The organism is Methylobacterium sp. B1 (assembly GCF_000333255.1).
GTDB lineage: Bacteria > Pseudomonadota > Alphaproteobacteria > Rhizobiales > Beijerinckiaceae > Methylobacterium > Methylobacterium fujisawaense.
This window is the reverse complement of record NZ_BACT01000175.1, coordinates 1-19,354: the sequence shown is the minus strand read 5'-3', so window position 1 is coordinate 19,354 and position 19,354 is coordinate 1. Positions and strand designations below refer to the sequence as shown.

Below are 19,354 nucleotides of genomic sequence, written 5' to 3'. Positions count from 1 at the left end.
TGTAGAGGGCCCGGCCCGTGACCTTGTCGGGACCCTCGACCCGGGTATGGGCCCGTCCGAGATGACCCTCGTCCAGCGCGCGTGCGTCCATCCTGCCCTTCCCGTCCGCGGCCGCTCCGGCCGCCGCTTACGAAGGGAATGGCCGAGACGGTGGTTCGGGTCCGCTCGCCGCGGGGCGACAGGTTGCAGCGGCCGCTCCGGCCGAGCCGTCCTCGCGCATGAAGCGCTTCGGGGCAGCGCGGCGAACTCGCGGTGCGCGCCTGGGACTCGGCCGGGCAGACCCAGCCGGCGCTGCTGGACGACACGTGGAACTTCAAGGGCTACCTCAGCGCCTCGTGGCACCGTGTGCGAGTCGAGGTCGCCTGAGTCGCGCAGCCGGTCAGGCGGCGGCGTGGATTAGGGCGAGCAGTGCGTCGGCGGCGCGACTGCGGTAACGCTCCTTGTGGCGCAGGACCTGGAAGGTCCGCGTCGGCAGGGCGAGGGGCACGGCGACGAGCGCGCCGGTTCGCAGCGAGGGCCCGACGACCGCTTCGGAGAGCACGCTCGCGCCGGCCCCCGCGACGACGGCGGCGAGGACGGCCTCGTTCGACGGCAGTTCCAGGGCGACGGCGAGGGTATCTGGCGCGATGCCCAAAGCAACGAGCGCCGCCTCGAAGGCGGAGCGCGTGCCCGATCCGGGCTCCCGCAGCACCCAGGAGGCCGAAGCGAGGTCGGCTGGTTCCGGCCGTGCGCATCCGGCCAGGGGGTGGCCGGCCGAGACCACGAGCACCAGCCGGTCCTCGGCGATCGGCGTGCTCCCCAGGCTGGCGTCGTCGATCGCGCCTTCCACGAAAGCGAGTTCCGCCGTCCCCGCCCGCACCGCTTCGGCCGCCTCCGCAGTGTTCCCGATGCCGAGACGCAGGACGATGTCCGGGTAGGCCGCCCGGAAGGCGACGAGATGCAGGGGGAGCCAGTGGCTGGCGATGGTCTGGCTCGCCTGAATGGTCAATGTGCCGCGCCGCAGGCCGCTGAGGTTCGCCAGCACCAGTTCGGCCGCCTGGGCGCGGGCGAGCACGGCGCGAGCTTCACCGAAAAAGACGCTTCCTGCCTCGGTCAGTTCGATGCCACGGCCGACCCTGTGGAACAGCTTGACGGCGTGCCGGGTCTCCAGCGCGTTGATGGCGGCACTGACCGCCGACTGGACGAGATTCAACGCCTCGGCCGCCCGGGTCACATGCTGGCGCTCGGCCACCGCCACGAAGATCCGCAACTGGTCGAGGGTCATGGCGTCTCGGGCTCAGAAGGGCTGGGCTGACGAGGGAAGGTAAGGCGGAACCTACGCGTGCGTCACCGCGCGCCTTCACGTTGGCCCGAGACCTGCGCATCGACCGCCTGGGCGACCCGGAGCAGCCGCGCTTCGTCCGTGCGGGCGGTCACCACATAGGACATGCCCGCGTCGATCCACGAGAAGGCCGCCACGTCGTCCGCGCGGGCATACCGAAACACGCCGCGCCCACCGGACGGCCCGGCCCGGCTGTAGAGAGTTAAACGGGTTCCCCGGTCGTCATCGTACATCAGCATGGCCGCTGGCTCGTCTCCGGCGGGGAGCAGGCGACCGCCCATCAGCCGGAAACCCTGCGTCCGCAGGTCCGGCACGATGACGGGCCGTCCCAGTCGCGCGGCGAGCCACTGCACGAGGTCGGACGAGCCATCGGCGCGGACCTCGACCGGATGGGCGGCCTCGACCACGTAGGTGCGGAAGGCGGAGACGGCCGCCTGGGTCATCGGTTCGACGGGCGCGCCTGGACCCGGCACGGCGCCGCGCCCGACCCACCCGGATGCGCCGCCGAGGGCGAGCAGGAACGCCGCCGCCGCCGCGTTCGTCCACCAGCGCGGGATGCGCATCCGGTGCGGGGTCGCAAGGTTGGCGATGCGCAAGCGGGCAGGGATCGGCTCCTCCGACACGGGCGCGAGCCGCGCCCGCAGGCGGTCCCGCACCTCCCGATCGGCGGCGACCCGCGCAGCCGCCTCTGGATGCGCGGCGAGCCACGCCTCGACGCCGGCACGGCGGCCCGGATCGAGCCGTCCATCCACGAAGGCGTGCAGATCGTCCTCGCCGATGGGACGCGGGTCGGACGCGGTCATTTCACCCTCCGCAGATGCCCGGTGACGATCGTGGGGGCCAGATCGAGAAAGGCGCGCATCCGCCCCCGCGCCCGGCTGAGGCGCGACATTACCGTGCCGACGGGGATCGCGAGCACGGCGGCGACCTCGGCATAGGACATGTCCTCGACCGCGACGAGGAGCAGGACGGATCGCTGTTCCTCCGGCAGCGCGGCGATCCCATCGAGCACGTCCCGCGCGCCCAAGGCCGCTTCGGGATCGGTCCCCGCGTCTGTGACCGTGTCCAGCGCCTCCACGCCGACCTCGATGCCCCGGCGGCGGCGGACGCCTTCGAGGTAGCGGTTGCGCAGGATCGCGAACAGCCACGCGCGCAGGTCACCCTCGCGGCGCTGCGGCCATGCGCGGATCGCCCGTTCCAGCGTGTCCTGGACGAGGTCGTCGGCCGCCTCGCGCTGACGCAGCAGCGCGGTCGCATAGCGGCGCAGGGCCGGTATCTGCGGCTCGATCAGGACGGCGAGGTCGTCCAAGGCGGTCTCCGGATCGGGTCGATGGCAGTGCTCACGCCACCACCCAGACGAGAGATGCCGGAAGCGCCCGATTTATTCCGGGATCCAACTTCGAATTCCGATCACGCATTCGTGATCGGTTCACGACGATGCGGCGGGGAATATCCCGGCCCCGCCCGCATCTCTCCCCGCGTGACCTCGACACTGTGGGAGACATCATGCGCGGAGCACCGACGGCGATCCTCATCACCCTGCTCATGGCCGGAGGCGTCCTGAGTGGCGGCATGATGATGCGCGCCGGGCATGCGGAGACCGCTCCCGGCGGCTTCGATGCGATGATGGCCCAATCGATGGCGCGGATGCACGCGGATATGGCGGTGGCGCCGTCCGGCGACCCCGACCGGGACTTCGCCGCGATGATGATCCCTCACCATCAGGGCGCGATCGAGATGGCGAAGGCCGAACTCGCCTATGGCCGCGATCCGGTCCTGCGCCGGCTCGCGCAGGGCATCATCGTCGAGCAGGCGCAGGAGATCGAGGTCATGCGCCGCGCCCTGGCCGAGCGGCCGGTCGCGCAAGCCACGCCGCAGCGGATGCCGGCCCATCACCATCACTGAGCGGATCGCCGCTCACCTTCCCACTTGTCAGCGCGAAGAGACCTCACGATGCGACACGTCATTCCGGCGGCCCTGCTGCTCGCCTTCCTCGGCGGAACCGCCCTCGCGGGTCAGGCGCCCGGGCCCGCCTCGGCGCCGGACGTGCCGGTCGGCCCCCGCGACCGGTTCTATACCTCGGACCAGTTCTCCAACACGGTCTCGGTGATCGATCCCGCCGCCAACAAGCTCCTCGGTGTGATCCGCCTCGGCGACACGACGCCCGCGAATCTGAGCCCGCTCTATCGCGGCCAGCTTCTCGTCCATGGGATGGGCTTCTCTCCCGACCGCAAGACCCTGCTCGCCGTCTCGATCGGCTCGAATTCGGTCAGCTTCATCGACACCGCCACCAACACGGTGCGCCACACGACCTATGTCGGCCGTTCGCCGCACGAGGCGTTCTTCACGCCGGACGGTCGCGAAGTCTGGGTGAGCGTGCGGGGCGAGGACTACGTCGCGATTCTCGATGCGGGGACCGGTAAGGAGACGGGCCGGATCACGGTGCCGAACGGGCCGGGCATGACGATCTTCTCGCCGGACGGACGCTACGGCTACGTCTGCTCCAGCTTCAGCCCCGAGACGGTCGCCATCGACGTGAAGAGCCGCGAGATCGTCGGGCGGATCAAGCAGGAGAGCCCGTTCTGCCCCGACATCGCGGCGACGCCCGATGGCAAGCAGGTGTGGTTTACCCTCAAGGACGTCGGCCGCGTCCAAGTGTTCGAGGCCACGCCGCCCTTCAAGGCGCTCAAGACCATCGAGATGGGCCCGATCACCAACCACGTCAACATCGCGCGCACGAAGGCCGGGCAATTCGCCTACGTGACGATCGGCGGCCTGAACCACGTGAAGGTGTTCCGCACCGACGACTTCTCGCAGGTCGCGACCATTCCCACCGGCGCGCTCCCCCACGGTCTCTGGCCCTCGGGCGATGGAACGCGGATCTATGTCGGCCTGGAGAACGCCGATGCCGTCGCGGTGATCGATACGGGCAGCAACGCGGTCATCGCCACGATCCCGATCGGCCAGGGGCCGCAGGGCGTCGCCTACGTTCCCGAGGCGGTGCCGGAGGGAGCCGGCGCGCCGAACCTCCAGCCGCTCGGCGCGGCGGGCCAATCGAGCACGCTGACGCTCGCCGGGCCGGACGGCAAGGCCGCCACGCAAGTCACGCTGTTCGACCAGGGCGTGCTGCAGACCTTGCAAGCGGCGGTGACCGGCCTCACGCCGAAGAAGCCCTATGTCTTGGCCCTTTCGGCCGATCCGAAGGGCGCGGGGCCCCTGGAGCCTCTCGCCGCCTTCATGACGAACCCGGCGGGCGCGGCCATCGTCAACGCCATCGGCCCGATCCGGCAGGTCACGCAGAATGCCAACGAAGCCGCGCGGCGCAGCCTCGTCATCGTCGAGGGTAAGCCCGGCGAGACCGGCGCGACGGTCCAGACGCAGGCGTCGCAGTAACGAGAGGAGGGGCGGTCGCAGGACCGCCCCCATTTCAAGCCTCAATAGGTATCGGTGAGGTAGGCGGCGATGGCCTTGGCCTGCGCCTCGTCGATCGGCGCGTGGTAGACCTTGACCATCTTGGTCACCTCGGACTCCCAGAAGGCCGCGCCTTTGCCCGGCGGCTGCATGGCGATGTAGTCCACCGAATGGCAGACGAGGCAGTTCGCCTGGGCCGCCTCGAAGCCCTCCGCGTGCGTGCCGGCCTTCGGCGCCCGCAGGGTCGCGGTCGGCTCCGGCACCTCGTAGGATTTCGGCGCGGCGAGGGCTGTGCCGGCCGCGAGGGCGAGGGCCGCCGTCAGGGCGAGGGTGATGCGGGTCATTCTCGTCACTCCCTCAGGCCGCGCGCACGCGGGTGGTTTCGACCACGTTGCGCAGGTACCCGGCCGGGTTCCAGCGCGGCTCCATCGGCTGGCTCACCCCGTCGTTGCCCGTGGTCCGCACCCGGATCGCGTGCGCGCCCGGCGACAGGTCCACGCCGAGGGTCCAGGGCCGGAAGGCGTAGGGGCCGAGATCCTGCCCGAGTTGCGCCTCCGTCCAGGTCTTGCCGTCATCGGTCGAGACCGCCACCGACTTGATCCCGGAGCCCCCGTCGAAGGCGATGCCGCGCAAGGGCGTGCGCCCGGCCTTCACGTCCGCCCCGTCGGTCAGGTTGGTGAGGAAGGAGCGCACGGTGAACCGGTTGATCGGCACGGTCTTGTCCGCCGCCTTGCCGGGTTGCGTGCAGGCGCAGTCGTTGTCGGGGATGCGATAGGCCTTCTGCATCCAGAAGCCGTCGAAGGGCTTGTCGAGCACGCTGATGCTCTCCAGGTGCTTGACCCAGTAGGTGCCGTAGAAGCCCGGCACGACGAGACGCAGCGGATAGCCGTTGAGCCAGGGCAGATCCTGCCCGTTCATGGCCCAGGCGAGCATCACCTGCCCGTCGCGGGCGTGGTCGAGCTTGAGCGACTTGGCGAAATCCGGCGTCTCCGGGATCACCGGACCGTCGAGCCCGGTGAAGGCGACCTCCACGGCGCCCGCCTTCACCCCGGCCTTGTCGAGCACGGCCTTCAGCGGCACGCCGGTCCAGCGGGCGCAACCCATGGCTCCGTTGGCGAGCTGACCCCCGGCCATGCGCGGTTCGAAGAAGCCGCGAGAGTTGCCCGAGCATTGGTTGACCGCGACGATCTCGGTGGTCGGCATCGCCTTCAGGTCGGCGAGCGAAAGCGAGACCTCCGTCTCGACATGCCCCTTGATCGCGACCCGGTAGGTCTCCGGATCGATCTCGGTCGGGATGTCGGCGAGGTGGTAGCGGACGAAGAACGCGTCGTTGGGCGTGATCGCGCCCTCGTCGAACACCGGGAACGGGGTCTCCAGCTGCGGCGGGCGCGCGGTCATCTGGAGCAGAGGGCGCTTGCCCGGATAGGCCACCAGGGGCCGTTCGCCGTTGCCGAAGGGCAGCGTGGCCGTGTCTCCCGCGAGCGCCCGCAGCGGAGCGAGGCTGCCGCTGCCGAGTCCCGCCAGGGCCGTGAGGCCCGCGCGCCTGATGAGATCCCGTCTATCGAGCATCCGAAAGTCCTCCCCGTCCGCGCGTGGCTCCGGTGACCGGGCCCGAGCTGTGCGGAGGAGGAGACGCACGTCGCCCCCGGTCTATTCGCGGCGGATCGAAATAAATTCCGTCCTCTCCACTCACCCGGCGCAGGGGCGCTCCGGGAGGCCGCTGGCCCGGTCCAGGGCGATGCGCAGGCGGTCGGTCATGTCCGGCGCGGTGAGCAGCATGGCCGCCTCGGCCAGCAGGGCGAACCGCTCGGTCGGCACCGTCTCGGACAGGAGGACGTAGTGACGCCCCTCGCTGTCCCAGCGGGCCAGACGCAGGTCGCGGCTGCCTTTCGCGATTGCGAGGCCGGCCTGGGCAGGCGCCGGTCCGCTCCAGAGGGCCAGCCGACAGCCATGGCGCCCCTCGTATCCGGCGAGGCGGCCTGCCGAACCGTCGTCCGCGGACAAGTAGACCAAGCGGAAGCCGGCCGCCCCGAGATCGAGGGGGAAGCCAGGAAAGCCGCCCGCGAGCCGCACGTCATTCGCGGGCGAGCCCGCCGCGCTCCAGGCGGCGAAGGCGGCGCGCGCGGGGTCGGCCGGGGGCCGGGACGCCATCACCAGCCACCCGGCGCCGACGAGGACAGCCAAGGCCGCGGCGCAGGCCCATCTGAGGGAGGCGCGGGCGATTGGGGCGCGCCGGGGCCGCACGACTGCTGCTTTCACGCCCTGCTTCAGCCGGGTCAGGGTCGCGACCCGCGCGGCCAGGACCGGGTCCCGGGCCAGCGACCCCGCGACCTCGTGCCGGCTCTGCGCATCGAGCTCCCCATCGACATAGGCATTGAGGGTTTCCCAGCGCATCACGACACCTCACTCCCATCGGATGACCCGGCGATCCGGTGCAGCATGATCCTCCTCGCCCTGTGCAGCCGGCTCATGACCGTGCCGATGGGAATATCGAGCCGTTCGGCGGTCTCCCGGTAGCTCAAGCCTTCGACATCCACGCAGGTCACGACAGATCGGCAGGGTGCATCGAGGGCGGTGAAGGCTTGGCGCACGGCGATGGCCTCGATCAGGCGGTCGTCGAACCCCTCGTCGGGCCAATCGAGGAGATCGTCCTCGTTGCGGATGCGGGAACGGCGGATCCGGTCGATCCAGGCGTGGCGCACGATCTGGAACAGGTAGGCGCGGGCCGCCCGAGGCTCACGGGGAGTCGTCCGCGTGGAGAGCGCCTTGAGAGCGCTCTGCTGCATCAGGTCACGTGCGGCGTCGGGCTCGCGCGTCAGGGTCAACGCGTAGCAATACAGGCGCGGCCATGCGTCGACGAGGTGCTGACCGATGGACCGCATTCTGAGGTGTTATCCTCCCCGCACTCCATAGCACAACGATACATAGCACACCGACTCGCAACGTTCGTCGGTGACCGTGGATGGCCGAAGGCCTCACATCACAGCAGTGGTGATCGAAGCGTTGCTGCTGCCGAACAATCGATGCCAAGCTTGCGTGTCTGCTTTCAGGCATCGTGAGGATGCGGTTGTATGACCGGGATGGGCGCAAAGCCGAACGTCGGGTTTTGCGCGGATTGGTAATCCGGCATGACGTAGTCTGGCCGTAAGCGGAACGGCCGCTTGGGAGACGGTCGGCCGGAAAAGCGGACGGCCTCCTACCGACCCAAACCAGACGCCGCGACAATCCCAACTAAGTGCCCATAGCGGACCCGCTGCAATGCGGTCGGGTCTACTGGAGGGAAGGTACAGATCAGTAGCCGTAGGAATGAACATCTTACGGCGATGGCTCATCCTTGTTCCGCGCTTTTGCGTGGGCACGCAACGCCGCCAGGACGTCCATTTCGCGACACAGGACCTGCTCGGTTTCGTCAGTATCCTGTCCGTGTAGAATCCTATCCATCAGCAGGGCCGTGTGAGCCCCCGCCCGGGCCTCCGCGGCGATGATGGCGACACGAAGACTCAATCGTTGGGTTTTGGAAATCATTACACGCAATGACGGTCTGGAGGCCGGGTCGGGCCGGCAAATGGACCGACTGCCAACATCCAAGCCTCGCGTAAAGCCACTGTGTTTGGGGTATGGAACAACCCTCCCGTCAGCGCATTGGCAGGCTCGGCCTTGTGGCGCCTGCCGCAACGCGGCATGCGAGATGCACGATCCCGACGGTTCGTTGGGCCCCGTCCTTTTTTGACAACCCCGCTGTGAAGGGTCGTATCAGTGCCGCATACTCGGCAGCCGCTGCAATCTGTTCCCGCCGCCAATACACCTCTCGTGAGTCTCAGGCCGAGCGCCGGCCAACTGTTCGAGACCGAGCGGCGCCTCAATGCCGTGCTTAACAACGCCTCGGTCTCCATCTTCCTGATGGATGACCGGCAGCACTGCATCTACATGAACCGCGCCGCCGAGCAGCTGACCGGCTGGACGCTTGACGAGGTTCTGGAGCGCGACTGCCCGCTGCACGACATCGTGCACCACACCTACCCGGACGGCCGGCCGTTCCCGCTGGCGGAATGCGCGATCGATCGCGCCTTCCCGGAGAACAACCAGGAGCGTGGCGAGGAGGTTTTCGTCCACAAGGACGGGCATTTCTATCCAGTCGGCTTCACGGCCAGCCCGATCCGGGACGACGCGGCCAACATCATCGGCACGATTATCGAGGTCCGCGACATAAGCGAGGAAAAGGCCGCGGCCGAGCGCCAACGCCTGCTGATCAACGAGCTGAACCACCGGGTGAAAAACACCCTGGCCACGGTCCAATCGATCGCCGCGCAGACGTTCCGTGGCCAGACCGACCAAGCCGCGCGGGCTGTGTTCGACGCCCGCATGGCTGCGCTGTCGACCGCCCATAACGTGCTCGTCGAGGACAACTGGGAGAGTGCCAGCCTGCGCAGCGTGGTTGAGCGCGCGCTTGCACCGCACCTTCTGGCAGAGGTCGACGTTAACCGCTTCGTGCTAAATGGACCGGATTCACGCCTGCACCCCAAGGTCGCTGTAACTCTGGCCATGGCGCTGCACGAGCTGATGACCAACGCCGCCAAATACGGGGCTCTGTCGGTCCCTGAGGGGCGGGTCGCGGTGACGTGGTCCCTGCAGGCCTTGGACGATGGCCGCGAGCAGCTTGATCTCGCATGGGAAGAGCGCGGCGGCCCGCCGGTCACTCTGCCAACACGCAGAGGCTTCGGCTCCCGGCTTATCGAGCGGCAGCTTCCGATGGAGTTCGATGGCAACGCGGCTATCACATACGCGCCGAGCGGTGTCGTCTGCCGGCTGGAGATCCCATTGACCCAGCTCGGCTGGGTCGGCCAGGAGACACTGGAAGGGCACCCTGCCCGATGAGTTTGCTGGAAGGGCGCCGCGTTCTGCTGGTCGAGGACGAGAGCCTCGTGGCCATGCTCGCGGAGGACATGCTGCTCGACCTCGGCTGCGAGGTCGTGGTGGCCATGCGCCTCGACAAGGCCGTGGATCATGTCCGCACCGGGAAGTTCGACTTGGCCGTGCTGGACGTCAACCTGGGCGACGCCCGCAGCTATCCGGTAGCCGACCTGCTGTTAGAGCGCTGCACGCCGTTCCTGTTCGCGACCGGCTACGGCACGCAGGGGTTGGAGGAAGCGTATCGGTCAGCCCCGGTGCTTCAGAAGCCTTATCAAGCGGCGCCGCTGGCGCATCTGCTAACACAGCTCCTCACTTGCGAAGCGCCGATGTGGGGCCGCGCCGACGAGAAAGCCGCGGCGTGCGCCTGCCACCGGCCGAAAGGGGAACCCTCCGGACCGGAGCCTTTCCAGGCCGACCCTGTCCGCTGACGACCCAACACCGCCATTTATGCGCCGCTGAGCAAATCCCGAAACCGGACGTTTGCTCCGTCAACTCCAGGACGGCAAAGTGCCTCCCCGGGCAGATCGTGCCGGACTGTCTTTACACGGATTGCCTCGGCCGGGGGGCATCTCCAACGATCATCAGGCGGAAGCGGCCGCCCGGATGCGCAGGTCTCGGTCTGAGGACATCATTCCGCCCCTTGACCTTCCAACGGTGGGCAGTACGACATCACCAGCGAATCGATGGACATCACTCCCACCCGGCAGAAGCAGGTCGCCTTCGCGGACGGCTGGCTCGAATCCGGCGCGCGGATCGTCACCCGCAAGGATACCGGCATCAAGGGGCCGGAGGATCTCAAGGGCCGCAATGTCGGCGCGCTCTCGGCCTCGACCTTCGGCAAGCTCGCCGAGGAGCACGGCGCCACCCTGAAGAGCTACAAGACTGCCGCGGACGCCATGCAGGACCTCGTCGGCGGCAACATCGACGCGGTGATCAACGATGCGGTGGCCGGCAACTACGCCATCAAGGCGCGCAAGCTCCCCCTGGTGATGATCGAGACTCCGCTCAGCACGGTCCAGAAGGGCTTCGCCATCAAGAAGGGCAAGCCGAACCTGCACGCCGCGGTCAACAAGGCCCTGGCCGAGATGGTCGCCGACGGTACCTACGCCAAACTCATCACGCCGTTGATCGGCTATGACCCGGCCCCGAAGGCGCCGATCCGCACGCCCGCCATGTAGGCGGGCGCGAGGCCGGCGCCGGAGAAGAAGAAAACGGGGAGCAGCCTGGCCGGCTGCTCCGGGAGGACGCGATGAAAACCCTCGACGCCGCGTCGTACACGACGGCGCTCAATGCCCGGCGCGAGCAGAGCCTCGGCCAGATGGCCTACGATCGGCTGCTCGACATGCTCGTCCGCCGCGACCTTCCGGCCGGCACCGTGCTGCACGAGCGCCGCCTCGCCGAGATGCTCGACATCTCCCGGACCCCGACCCGCGAGGCGATGTCACGGCTGGAGACCGAGGGGCTGATCGAACGGCAGCCCGGGGGGATGCTCGTGGTCAAGGAATTCTCCCTGCGCGAACTGGTGGAGATCCTGCATGTCCGCCGTCTGCTGGAGCGGGAGAGCGTCATGCTGGCCACCGGCCGGATCGCCGACGCGGTGCTGGCGGATCTGCAGCGGCAGATGGAGGCGCTGCTGACGGCGGGCGACCCGGACGCGCCGGGCAACTGGGAGGTCGACCGGCGCTTCCACGACCTGATCGCGGATCACAGCCACAACGCGATCCTCGCCAAGACGATCAAGGATCTGCGCCTCAAGACGCAGATGTTCAACCTGAGCCGGATGCCCGAGCGGTTCGAGGCGGTCCATCGCGAACATCTCGCGGTGGTTGCCGCCCTTCGGGCGAAGGACGCGGCGGCGGCGGCGGACGCCATCGCGGCCCATCTCGAGAATTTCAAGCAGGGCATCATCCGTCGCCTGAGCGAAGTCTGAGTGGAGCCTGAGCGGAGTTTGGGGCGAGGGCGGCGCGATGCACGAATTCACAGGCCTGCGCGGCCGCGAGGCGGCCTTTCCGGAGGCGGAGTTCGCCGCCCGGCAGGCGGCGGCCCGGGCCGCCATCGCGGCGGCCGGCCACGACGCCCTCGTGGTGACCGGCCCGGAGACGATCTACTGGCTGACCGGCCGCCAGACGGCGGGCTACTTCGCCTTCCAGGCCCTCCTCGTACCGGTGGAGGGGAACCCGGCCCTCCTGGTCCGGCAGCTCGAACTGCCGGGAGCGGCCGCCAACACTTGGCTCGACGACATCCAGGCCTATCCGGACGGCGCCGACCCGGCCGAGGCCCTGGCGGCCCTCGTGCGCGGGCGCGGGCTCACCCGGCCGGCCCTGGAGCGGGACGGCTGGTTCGTCTCGCCCTTGCTCGCGGGGCGGATCGACGCCGCGCTCGGAAGCGGGCCGCTGCCCGACGGCTCCGGCCTCCTCGCCCCCTTGCGGGCCGTGAAGTCGGCGGCTGAGCTGGAGGCGATCCGGGCCGCCGCTCGATACGCGCAGGCCGGGCTCGCCGCAGGACTCGACGCCTGCGCGGCGGGCACCGACGAGAATGCCGTCGTCGCCGCCATGCTGGGGGCCGCGATCGCAGCCGGGTCCGAAGCCGTGGCGATGGAGCCCCTGGTCGCCTCGGGCCCGCGCAGCGGGCTGCCGCACATGACGTGGCGGCGGCGCCGGCTGGAGCCGGGCGACGCCGTCTTCCTCGAACTCGCCGGCAGTCACGCCCGGTACCACGCGGCGCTGATGCGCAGCGTCTGGATCGGTCCGCCGCCGGCCGAGGCGTTGCGGATGATGGATTGCGCCCTGCGCGCCCTCGACGCGGCGCTCGCGGCGATCCGCCCAGGCCATCCCTGCGCCGCCCCGCACGCGGCGGCACAGGCCATCATCGATGCGGCGGGCTACGGCCCGGCCTTTCGCAAGCGGATCGGCTACTCCATGGGTGTCGCCTTCGCCCCGGACTGGGGGGAGGGCGGCCTGCTCTCGCTCTTCACCGGACAGGACCGGCCCATCGAGCCCGGCATGGTCTTCCACCTGCCGGCGACCCTGCGCTTTTACGGAGCCTGGACGGTCGGCGCCTCGGAGACCGTGATCGTCACCGCCAACGGGGTCGAGCCCCTGTCCGACCTCCCCCGCACCCTGTCGCTGCGGTGAGGCTCACCCCATCATCGCTTTCTGTAAGGGCATAACGTGAGGTCGGACCGTCTGCAGCGTCAGCGACCGAACTGACCCTGATCCAGCAGGGCGTAGTCTGGCCGAATGTGTAACGGCCGCTTCGGAGAAGACCGGTCGAAAAGGCAGGCAACCTCCTATCAATCCATGCCGGCCGCGCAGACTGCCGCGAACAGATCCCGAAATCGGCTGTGCGTCTGCCGTTCTGCAACGTCGACTCGAGGTAGATTGATACAAAAAGCCCGCGTGTTCGACTTTCACGTGTGATGCGATTGACCGCCAAGTGAGGCGAGGATGAAAGCAGATGTTCGGATTATCGCAAGTCGAATAGAGCTCCTGTTGTCGCCTCGACAGGCCGCCTTTGCGTCACCCCGACTTGACGCTTCGCATGACGGCACTCGGCAGACGCCCCTCATCCCGATCTGCTCATGCAATCTCTGCATATCGGGTTTGAGGTATGTGGCATACCAGACAAGGCGTGCGGTGCGATATCGCTTCTTGCGCACCGCACAACAGGACGCCGCTGATGACCTTGCTCGCCGCTCTCGCTCTCCTCCCCGTTGCCGCCATCGCCAACTTCGCAGTCGTTGTCGCGCTCGCCAATCACTTCGACGGCGACAAGCCGGCCGCGGGCTTCACCGGCCCGGTCCCGACCCTGGCCTGAGCCATGACGGGCCGCGTCACGCGGCCTCGCTTGAGGATGTCCCGGAATTCGGTTCGGCCGGCAGGTGAGGCTCCGGGATTCATTCGCCCGCCTGCGTGACCACCTCAGCGAATGCCCGGGGCGTCAACGGACGAGAGGCTGCCCGTGCACGGAAGCCGCCTCGATCCTGGCCGTTCGCGTTTGTCCCCGACGAAGCACCGTTGGTCTCCACAGGAGGCACGGAGACGCCGTCCGCTTCAGGGCATGTCTGTCCCGGAAGCGGTGTGACGGACATCTCCCTCCGCAGACGCCTGAAGGCCCTTCAGACGCATCGGGAGCGGACCGATCGACCGTCGGTGGCACTGGGCTGGTTCGCTGCCGCACGTGAAGAGGCCGGTCCTGCTTGCGGTGTGTCTGTCATTCGGCGAGCACGAAGGCGAGGCCGAGGATCGCCACAAGCACCGCTCCGCCCGCGAGTTCCTCACGCGGCTCTTCTGCAAAACGCGGCGACCGGCTTGCGCTGGCAACGCCCGCTCCGACGAGGCCGATGATCAGGAAGCCGAGGCCGAGCAGGTCGGTGGTCTGAACGGACGGTAGCATGGGTCGATCCTCCGTCAGAGATGTCCCTTATTCTTCTGGCCACGCCCAATGTGCTTCGACGTGGGCGATCAAACCAAGTGCATGATCGCGAACGAGGACCGCAGCCTGATCGGCGTCGCGTTCCTGCAGCGCGGTGATGATGGCGGCATGCTCGCGCATCGAGACTTCATACCGCCCCGACCGATGGAGGAAGGCCGATCGAACCGCCCGCATGTGGATGAACAGGTTGGTCGTCATCTCGACCATCAATCCACAGCCGCCGAGACGGATGATCATCTGGTGAAAATCGAGGTTGGCTTCCTCATAAGCGGTCAAATGAACAGGCAATGCCGAGGGATCGAAATCCTGGAAGACTTTGCTCAGGTCGCGGAGATCGGCGTCCGTGGCGTGCGTGGCGGCGGCATGAGCTGCCGAGCCCTCCAGCGCGGCCCAGACCCTGATCATCTCGATGACTTCGCGCTTGGTCTTGCGCGTCACGAAGAGTCCGCGGCGTGGCACCGTGCTTACGAAGCCCTCCCGTTCCAGAAGCGTCAGGGCTTCTCGGACTGGCGTTCGGCTGATGCCGAGATCTTGCGCAATCTGGTGTTCGTTCAGCCGGATCTGTGCCGATCCGTCGTAGAGATCCATCGCGAGGATCGATCGCTTGATGCGGTCGTAGGCCTGCTCACGCAGGCTCACAGTCTGTCCGATCGAGATTAGACCCAAAGAGGTCTCAGGTGGCTGCAGCACAGTCGAGCTCCGAGAGCGCCGAAAAATCGATCTTGGCATCAAATCCGAGGAACGCGCCGGAGCGCACCTGGGAGGCCGCTTGAAAACGGGGGCCTGGAAAGCGGTGCCTGACGCGATGGTGGCTGGAGGCCCGAGTGTTCCAGGCTGTCTGCGACGCGCATGCGTCCCGGAGATGCGATAGGCATGCGGGTGCCGCAACTTGGCCGGTCAGCACGACCCCGGCTCCGGAATTCCGGAGCCGGGGCCTTGAGGCTTTCGCCGGGCCGCGCCGTGGCCGAGCCCGACGCTCAGGCGTGAGCCAGCGCCAGCTTGGGAGCTGCCGCGTCGTTGTTTGCCTTGTGGTGCTGCTTGAGCATCGGCCGCAGCACCGCGATCGCCAGCAAGGCGGCGATCAGGTCCATGCTCGCCACCGTGTAGAGGACCGTGGCCCAGGTGCCGGTCGCCTGCATGATCAGGTTGCCCACCGGCACGAACAGCGCCGCGAAGCCTTTGGCGCAGTAGAGCACGCCGTAGATTTTGCCGATGTGCTTGGAGCCGAACGTGTCGGCAGCGGTGGCGCTGAACAGCGAGTAGACCTCGCCCCAGGCCAGGAACACCACCCCGGACAGGATGACGAAGGCCCACGGATTGGAACCGAAATAGCCCAGTGCCACGATGCCGATACCCTCCATCGCGAACGCGATGAACATGGTCTTCTCCCGTCCGATCCGGTCCGAGATGAAGCCGAAGAGCGGGCGCGAGATGCCGTTCATGATCCGGTCGAGCATCAGCGCAAAGGGCAGCGCCGCCATGGCAAAGAAGTACAGGTTGACCTGGAAGTTCTTCACCCCGAGATCCTGCGCGATCACGCCGAGCTGGGCCACCGCCATCAGGCCGCCCGTCACCGTGCAGGTGAACATCAGCAGCATCACATAGAAGACGGGGGTGCGCAGCGCCTCGGCCAGCGTGTAGTCGCGCCGCGACTGAAGGACCTTGGTGGAGAATGGCACCTGGTTCTTGAGTGGCGCGCGCATGGCGATGGCGGCGGCCATGATGATCGCGCCCTGGATCAGACCGAAGATGAAGAAGGCCTGGGCGTAATTGCCGCCGTCGATCATCTTGGCGATCGGCAGGATGGTGAGTGCGGAGCCGGCGCCGTAGCCGCCCGCCGTGAGGCCGACCGCCAGGCCGCGCTTGTCGGGGAACCACTTGAGCGCGTTGTTGACGCAGGTGGCGTAGACGCAGCCGACGCCGATACCGCCGGCCACGGAGCCGAGATAGAAGCCGCTCAAGCTCGTGGCGTAGGAGTTGATGACCCAGGCCAGGCCCGTCATCAGACCGCCGAACATGACGACGCGGCTGGGACCGTACTTGTCGATGAAGTACCCCTCGATCGGGGTCAGCCAGGTCTGGACGACGACGAAGATCGTGAAGGCGACCTGGATCGCGGCACGGTCCCAGTTGAAGGTCTTCTGGATCTCGGGGACGAACAGCGTCCACGCATACTGGATGTTGGCCGCTGCAACCATGCAGATCACGCCAAGCACAATTTGTAGCCATCGATTGGTATTAGGCGTTGCCGTACCCGGCACGGCATCTGGCATGGCCATGAGCTTCCTCCCTCGTCCCTGCGCTGACATTCGGCGACGTGCTGTAGTATTGGCGTGCACGTCGGCGGGTTGCTTGCCCGTGCCGGAACCATCTCGCGGGTTCCGAGATTGACTTGGCGGCATGCATTATTCTGTGTGCCAGGATCATATGGCAAGCGAAATAATTCATTTTTTGTTGTCGAAAGCGCGGGATGAAAAGTCGGTTCTGCGCGTGCATCCCGATCGGCGGTGGCGGCTCGTCAGCGTGACACGCGAAGGTCGACGCCGCGTCCTCGTGGCTCTCCGGCAGAGCGAACCCAGTCTGGATCCCGAACAGGCTGTTCGGCCCGCCGCGCGCCGTCGCCGTAATGCGCTCCGAATGGGCGACTCCGCGGCCCGCGACCATCCAGTCCACTGCGCCCGGACGGATGACTCGATCGGCCCCGGGGCGGGTCCGGCGATGGACGTCGCCGCGGCAGAGGCCGGTCACGGTGGCGAGACCGATCTGCGGATGCGGCCAGACATCGATACCCTGGCCCGTCAGACGTGCGGCGGGGCCGGCTTGGTGGAAGACACGGCATGCCCGAACCGTCCGGCGATCCGGTGCCGGCACGGCGCGTCGAATCTCGAAGCCGCCGAGATCCCTTGCACGGAGACTGATGAGCGTCTCGGTCGCGTCGACGCCCACCCCATTGTGGCAACGCGGTTCCAGAGCTTGCTCCCGCTCATGGCGTCATACTCTCGGTCTGGTTCGGCCGCCCACGATCGTTGCCACAGGCCCGTGAACAAGCGCGATCCCCCTTCGGGCCACTCACACCCGACAGGCCCCGGTCAAGGGGCCACATAGCGCGGCTTCCCGCCATGCGGTCTTGTCGAACACCACGGTGGTGAGGAACCAAGCATGGCACATGTTCTCGTCATAGGCGCCAGCAAGGGCATCGGCCTGGTGACCACAAAGGCGGCTCTGGCGGCCGGGCACCGTGTGCGCGCCTTCGCGCGGTCTGCAGCCGGCATCGGTCTTCCGGATCCGAGCTTGGAACGGTTCACGGGCGACGCGGTGAATGCGGCCGATGTCGCCGCCGCCCTCGATGGCGTGGATGTCGTGGTGCAGGCGCTGGGCGTACCGACCAGGGATCTCATCAGGCCCGTCCGCTTGTTCTCGGAAGCGACCAACCTTCTCGTGCCCGCAATGGAGACCGCCGGGGTGAAACGGCTGATCGCCGTCACCGGTTTCGGTGCGGGCGACAGCCGGGATGCGATCGGACTTCTCCAGCAACTGCCATTCCGTTTGGTGTTCGGACGCGCCTACGACGACAAGGACGCGCAGGAGATGCGCATCCGCAGGAGCAGCCTAGATTGGACGCTCGTCAGGCCCGGCGTCCTGACGCCCGGCGCCGCGACAGGCCGCTACAAGGTCCTGACCGAGCCCGCGTCCTGGCGAAACGGCCTGATCTCTCGAGCCGACGTGGCAGGGTACATCGTCGCCCAGATCGACCATCCGTCCCACGAGCGGAAAGCCGTCGTCCTGGTCCGGTAGGCCGGAGGTCGCAGACTTGCCCGCTCCGCATCGTCGGAGCCGGGTCGCCCTCGACATGAGGGCATCTCTGCCCATGACGCACCCAAGGGATTGCTCCCGATGCCAAATCCCATTCGATCCGCCGTCCGCGCTGTCTCGAAAGGCGGCGTCGAATGGTGGGCTGCCTACAACCGGGCGCGGCTGCCAAAGACTCCGAACCCCTTCGTGATCGGCATCCACGAGCCGATGCGGGAGGAACTGACGCTGCAGGATCTCGCCGTGATCGGCTCGATACCGACCCAGCTCGACGGTCGGTACCTCAAGATGGGCGCGAACCCCGTGCGGCCCGCGTCGGGCGGTCACAACTGGTTTCTCGGCGACGGCATGGTGCACGGTCTTGCCATCAAGGATGGCAAAGCCTTGTGGTACCGCAATCGGTGGATCGGCTCGCGCACGGCCGCCGCCGCCCTCGGTCGGCCCGCCGCACCCGGCCCGCGTCGGGGCGCAAACGACACCGTCAACACCAACGTCGTCGATATCGGGGGCCGCGCCTTCGCGGTCGTCGAAGCAGGCAGCTTCCCTGTCGAACTCTCCGACACCCTGGAGACGCAACGCTACAATCCGTTCGAGGGCACGCTCGCCGGATCCTTCACCGGTCATCCGCACCGCGATCCGATCACCGGCGAGACCCACGCGATCGCCTATGACGGGCGTGTCTGGGACGCCATCCGCCACGTCGTCGTCTCGGCGACCGGCAAGGTGGTCCGCGACGTACCGATCGCGGTCCAGCACGGTCCCTGCGTCCACGACTGCGCGATCACGGCACGCTTCGTGATCGTGCTTGACCTTCCCGTCACCTTCTCGATGCGGGCCGTGCTCGCCGGCCACCGCTTCCCGTTTCGCTGGAACAGCGCTCACCGCGCCCGGGTCGGGCTGCTTCCTCGTCACGGGCGCGCCACCGACATCGTGTGGTGCGACGTCGAGCCGTCCTTCGTCTTCCATGCCGTCAACGCCTTCGACGGTGACGATGGGCGCGTGATCCTCGACGTGATCGCCTATCCGACGATGTTCGCCTCGGAGGGCGGCGAACTCGACACGCTGGGTCGGCTTGAGCGCTGGACCCTGGACCCCACGACGCAACGCGTCGAGCGTCGCGTGCTCGACCAAGCCGCGCAGGAGTTTCCCCGCATCGACGAGCGCCGCTTCGGGCAGAGATATCGGTATGCCTACACGGTGTCCGTACCCGCAGACGGCAATCCGCAGCTTGCCGGCGCGACGACGCTCTACAAGCATGATCTTGAGACGGGTGAGCGCCGCGTGCACCCGTTCGGCGAGCATCACGTCCCGGGCGAGTTCGTCTTCGTGCCTGCAAGCGAAGGTGCTGGTGAGGACGAAGGCTGGCTGATGGGCTTCGTGATCGACACGGCGCATGAAACGACGGACTTTGCGATCCTCGATGCTCGCTCGTTCGAGGCGCCCCCCATGGCGATTGTCGGGCTCGGG

At 67.8% G+C, this 19,354-nt stretch carries 19 protein-coding genes and 3 pseudogenes; 11 read left to right on the top strand and 11 right to left on the bottom strand.

What is annotated here, in order from left to right; all coding sequences use genetic code 11:
* Positions 1-243 precede the first annotated feature (243 nt).
* Positions 244-366 (top strand): annotated as a pseudogene (locus tag I53_RS30895) (molybdopterin oxidoreductase); the annotation flags it as partial.
* A 13-nt stretch (positions 367-379) separates the two neighbouring features.
* Here I53_RS30895 and I53_RS04880 read toward each other — a convergent pair.
* From I53_RS04880 to I53_RS04870, 3 genes are all read right to left on the bottom strand, one after another.
* Entirely contained in the window at positions 380-1,264 is an 885-nt protein-coding gene (locus I53_RS04880) for a LysR family transcriptional regulator (protein WP_043347287.1), read from the bottom strand.
* Between the two features lie 62 nt (positions 1,265-1,326).
* Positions 1,327-2,124 carry an anti-sigma factor gene (locus I53_RS04875; protein WP_043347284.1) on the bottom strand — a complete coding sequence of 266 codons (798 nt, stop codon included), beginning with the start codon at positions 2,122-2,124 and terminating at the stop codon, positions 1,327-1,329.
* Positions 2,121-2,630 carry a sigma-70 family RNA polymerase sigma factor gene (locus I53_RS04870; protein ID WP_043347282.1) on the bottom strand — a complete coding sequence of 170 codons (510 nt, stop codon included), beginning with the start codon at positions 2,628-2,630 and terminating at the stop codon, positions 2,121-2,123. The genes I53_RS04875 and I53_RS04870 overlap by 4 nt, the downstream gene beginning before the upstream one ends.
* Before the next feature lie 197 nt (positions 2,631-2,827).
* On the opposite strand from I53_RS04870, the gene I53_RS04865 reads away from it, so the two are divergent.
* Both I53_RS04865 and I53_RS04860 read left to right on the top strand, forming a co-directional pair.
* The gene (locus tag I53_RS04865; protein WP_043347279.1) at positions 2,828-3,226 is read left to right on the top strand and encodes a DUF305 domain-containing protein; all 399 of its coding nucleotides are present in this window, start codon (positions 2,828-2,830) and stop codon (positions 3,224-3,226) included.
* Positions 3,227-3,274: 48 nt separating this feature from the next.
* Complete coding sequence (locus I53_RS04860; protein WP_051044671.1) at positions 3,275-4,714, top strand: YncE family protein; 1,440 nt, start codon at positions 3,275-3,277, stop codon at positions 4,712-4,714.
* A 41-nt stretch (positions 4,715-4,755) separates the two neighbouring features.
* Here the strand turns inward: I53_RS04860 and I53_RS04855 are convergent, their stop codons facing one another.
* The 4 genes from I53_RS04855 to I53_RS04840 all read right to left on the bottom strand — a co-directional run bounded on the left by I53_RS04855 (position 4,756) and on the right by I53_RS04840 (position 7,614).
* Positions 4,756-5,076, bottom strand: a complete 321-nt coding sequence (locus I53_RS04855) for a cytochrome c (RefSeq protein ID WP_043347276.1) — start codon at positions 5,074-5,076, stop codon at positions 4,756-4,758.
* Between the two features lie 13 nt (positions 5,077-5,089).
* Positions 5,090-6,301 carry a molybdopterin-dependent oxidoreductase gene (locus I53_RS04850; protein ID WP_043347275.1) on the bottom strand — a complete coding sequence of 404 codons (1,212 nt, stop codon included), beginning with the start codon at positions 6,299-6,301 and terminating at the stop codon, positions 5,090-5,092.
* Between the two features lie 120 nt (positions 6,302-6,421).
* Entirely contained in the window at positions 6,422-7,126 is a 705-nt protein-coding gene (locus tag I53_RS04845) for an anti-sigma factor (RefSeq protein WP_051044670.1), read from the bottom strand.
* A complete protein-coding gene (locus I53_RS04840) occupies positions 7,126-7,614 on the bottom strand; it encodes an RNA polymerase sigma factor (RefSeq protein WP_043347273.1) in 489 nt (162 codons plus the stop codon). The genes I53_RS04845 and I53_RS04840 overlap by 1 nt, the downstream gene beginning before the upstream one ends.
* 928 nt (positions 7,615-8,542) lie before the next feature.
* Between I53_RS04840 and I53_RS04830 the strand changes: the two genes are divergently transcribed.
* The 6 genes and pseudogenes from I53_RS04830 (at position 8,543) to I53_RS33700 (ending at position 13,459) form a co-directional block, all read left to right on the top strand.
* Positions 8,543-9,607 (top strand): sensor histidine kinase, encoded by a 1,065-nt coding sequence (locus I53_RS04830; RefSeq protein WP_374701298.1) that lies wholly within the window; start codon positions 8,543-8,545, stop codon positions 9,605-9,607.
* Entirely contained in the window at positions 9,604-10,071 is a 468-nt protein-coding gene (locus tag I53_RS04825) for a response regulator (protein WP_043347267.1), read from the top strand. The genes I53_RS04830 and I53_RS04825 overlap by 4 nt, the downstream gene beginning before the upstream one ends.
* A gap of 231 nt (positions 10,072-10,302) precedes the next feature.
* A pseudogene (locus tag I53_RS04820) lies at positions 10,303-10,821 on the top strand (transporter substrate-binding domain-containing protein); the annotation flags it as partial.
* A 71-nt stretch (positions 10,822-10,892) separates the two neighbouring features.
* The gene (locus tag I53_RS04815; protein WP_043347264.1) at positions 10,893-11,573 is read left to right on the top strand and encodes a GntR family transcriptional regulator; all 681 of its coding nucleotides are present in this window, start codon (positions 10,893-10,895) and stop codon (positions 11,571-11,573) included.
* A gap of 37 nt (positions 11,574-11,610) precedes the next feature.
* On the top strand, positions 11,611-12,777 hold the full coding sequence (locus I53_RS04810) for a Xaa-Pro peptidase family protein (protein WP_043347262.1): 1,167 nt from the start codon (positions 11,611-11,613) through the stop codon (positions 12,775-12,777).
* A gap of 544 nt (positions 12,778-13,321) precedes the next feature.
* Positions 13,322-13,459: a hypothetical protein gene (locus I53_RS33700; protein ID WP_170867468.1), complete on the top strand. Its 138-nt coding sequence runs from the start codon at positions 13,322-13,324 to the stop codon at positions 13,457-13,459.
* Between the two features lie 396 nt (positions 13,460-13,855).
* Here I53_RS33700 and I53_RS04805 read toward each other — a convergent pair whose 3' ends face one another.
* The 4 genes and pseudogenes from I53_RS04805 to I53_RS34875 form a co-directional block, all read right to left on the bottom strand.
* On the bottom strand, positions 13,856-14,038 hold the full coding sequence (locus tag I53_RS04805) for a hypothetical protein (protein WP_043347259.1): 183 nt from the start codon (positions 14,036-14,038) through the stop codon (positions 13,856-13,858).
* Positions 14,039-14,065: 27 nt separating this feature from the next.
* Positions 14,066-14,767 (bottom strand): GntR family transcriptional regulator, encoded by a 702-nt coding sequence (locus I53_RS04800; RefSeq protein WP_051044669.1) that lies wholly within the window; start codon positions 14,765-14,767, stop codon positions 14,066-14,068.
* Between the two features lie 287 nt (positions 14,768-15,054).
* On the bottom strand, positions 15,055-16,356 hold the full coding sequence (gene oxlT, locus I53_RS04795) for an oxalate/formate MFS antiporter (RefSeq protein ID WP_051044668.1): 1,302 nt from the start codon (positions 16,354-16,356) through the stop codon (positions 15,055-15,057).
* Between the two features lie 217 nt (positions 16,357-16,573).
* Positions 16,574-17,023, bottom strand: a pseudogene (locus I53_RS34875) (pirin family protein); the annotation flags it as partial.
* Between the two features lie 213 nt (positions 17,024-17,236).
* Between I53_RS34875 and I53_RS04790 the strand changes: the two are divergent.
* Both I53_RS04790 and I53_RS04785 read left to right on the top strand, forming a co-directional pair.
* The gene (locus tag I53_RS04790; RefSeq protein ID WP_043347254.1) at positions 17,237-17,872 is read left to right on the top strand and encodes an NAD(P)-dependent oxidoreductase; all 636 of its coding nucleotides are present in this window, start codon (positions 17,237-17,239) and stop codon (positions 17,870-17,872) included.
* 99 nt (positions 17,873-17,971) lie between these two features.
* Positions 17,972-19,354 (top strand): carotenoid oxygenase family protein (locus tag I53_RS04785; RefSeq protein WP_043347290.1); only part of this gene is annotated, 1,383 nt, incomplete at its 3' end.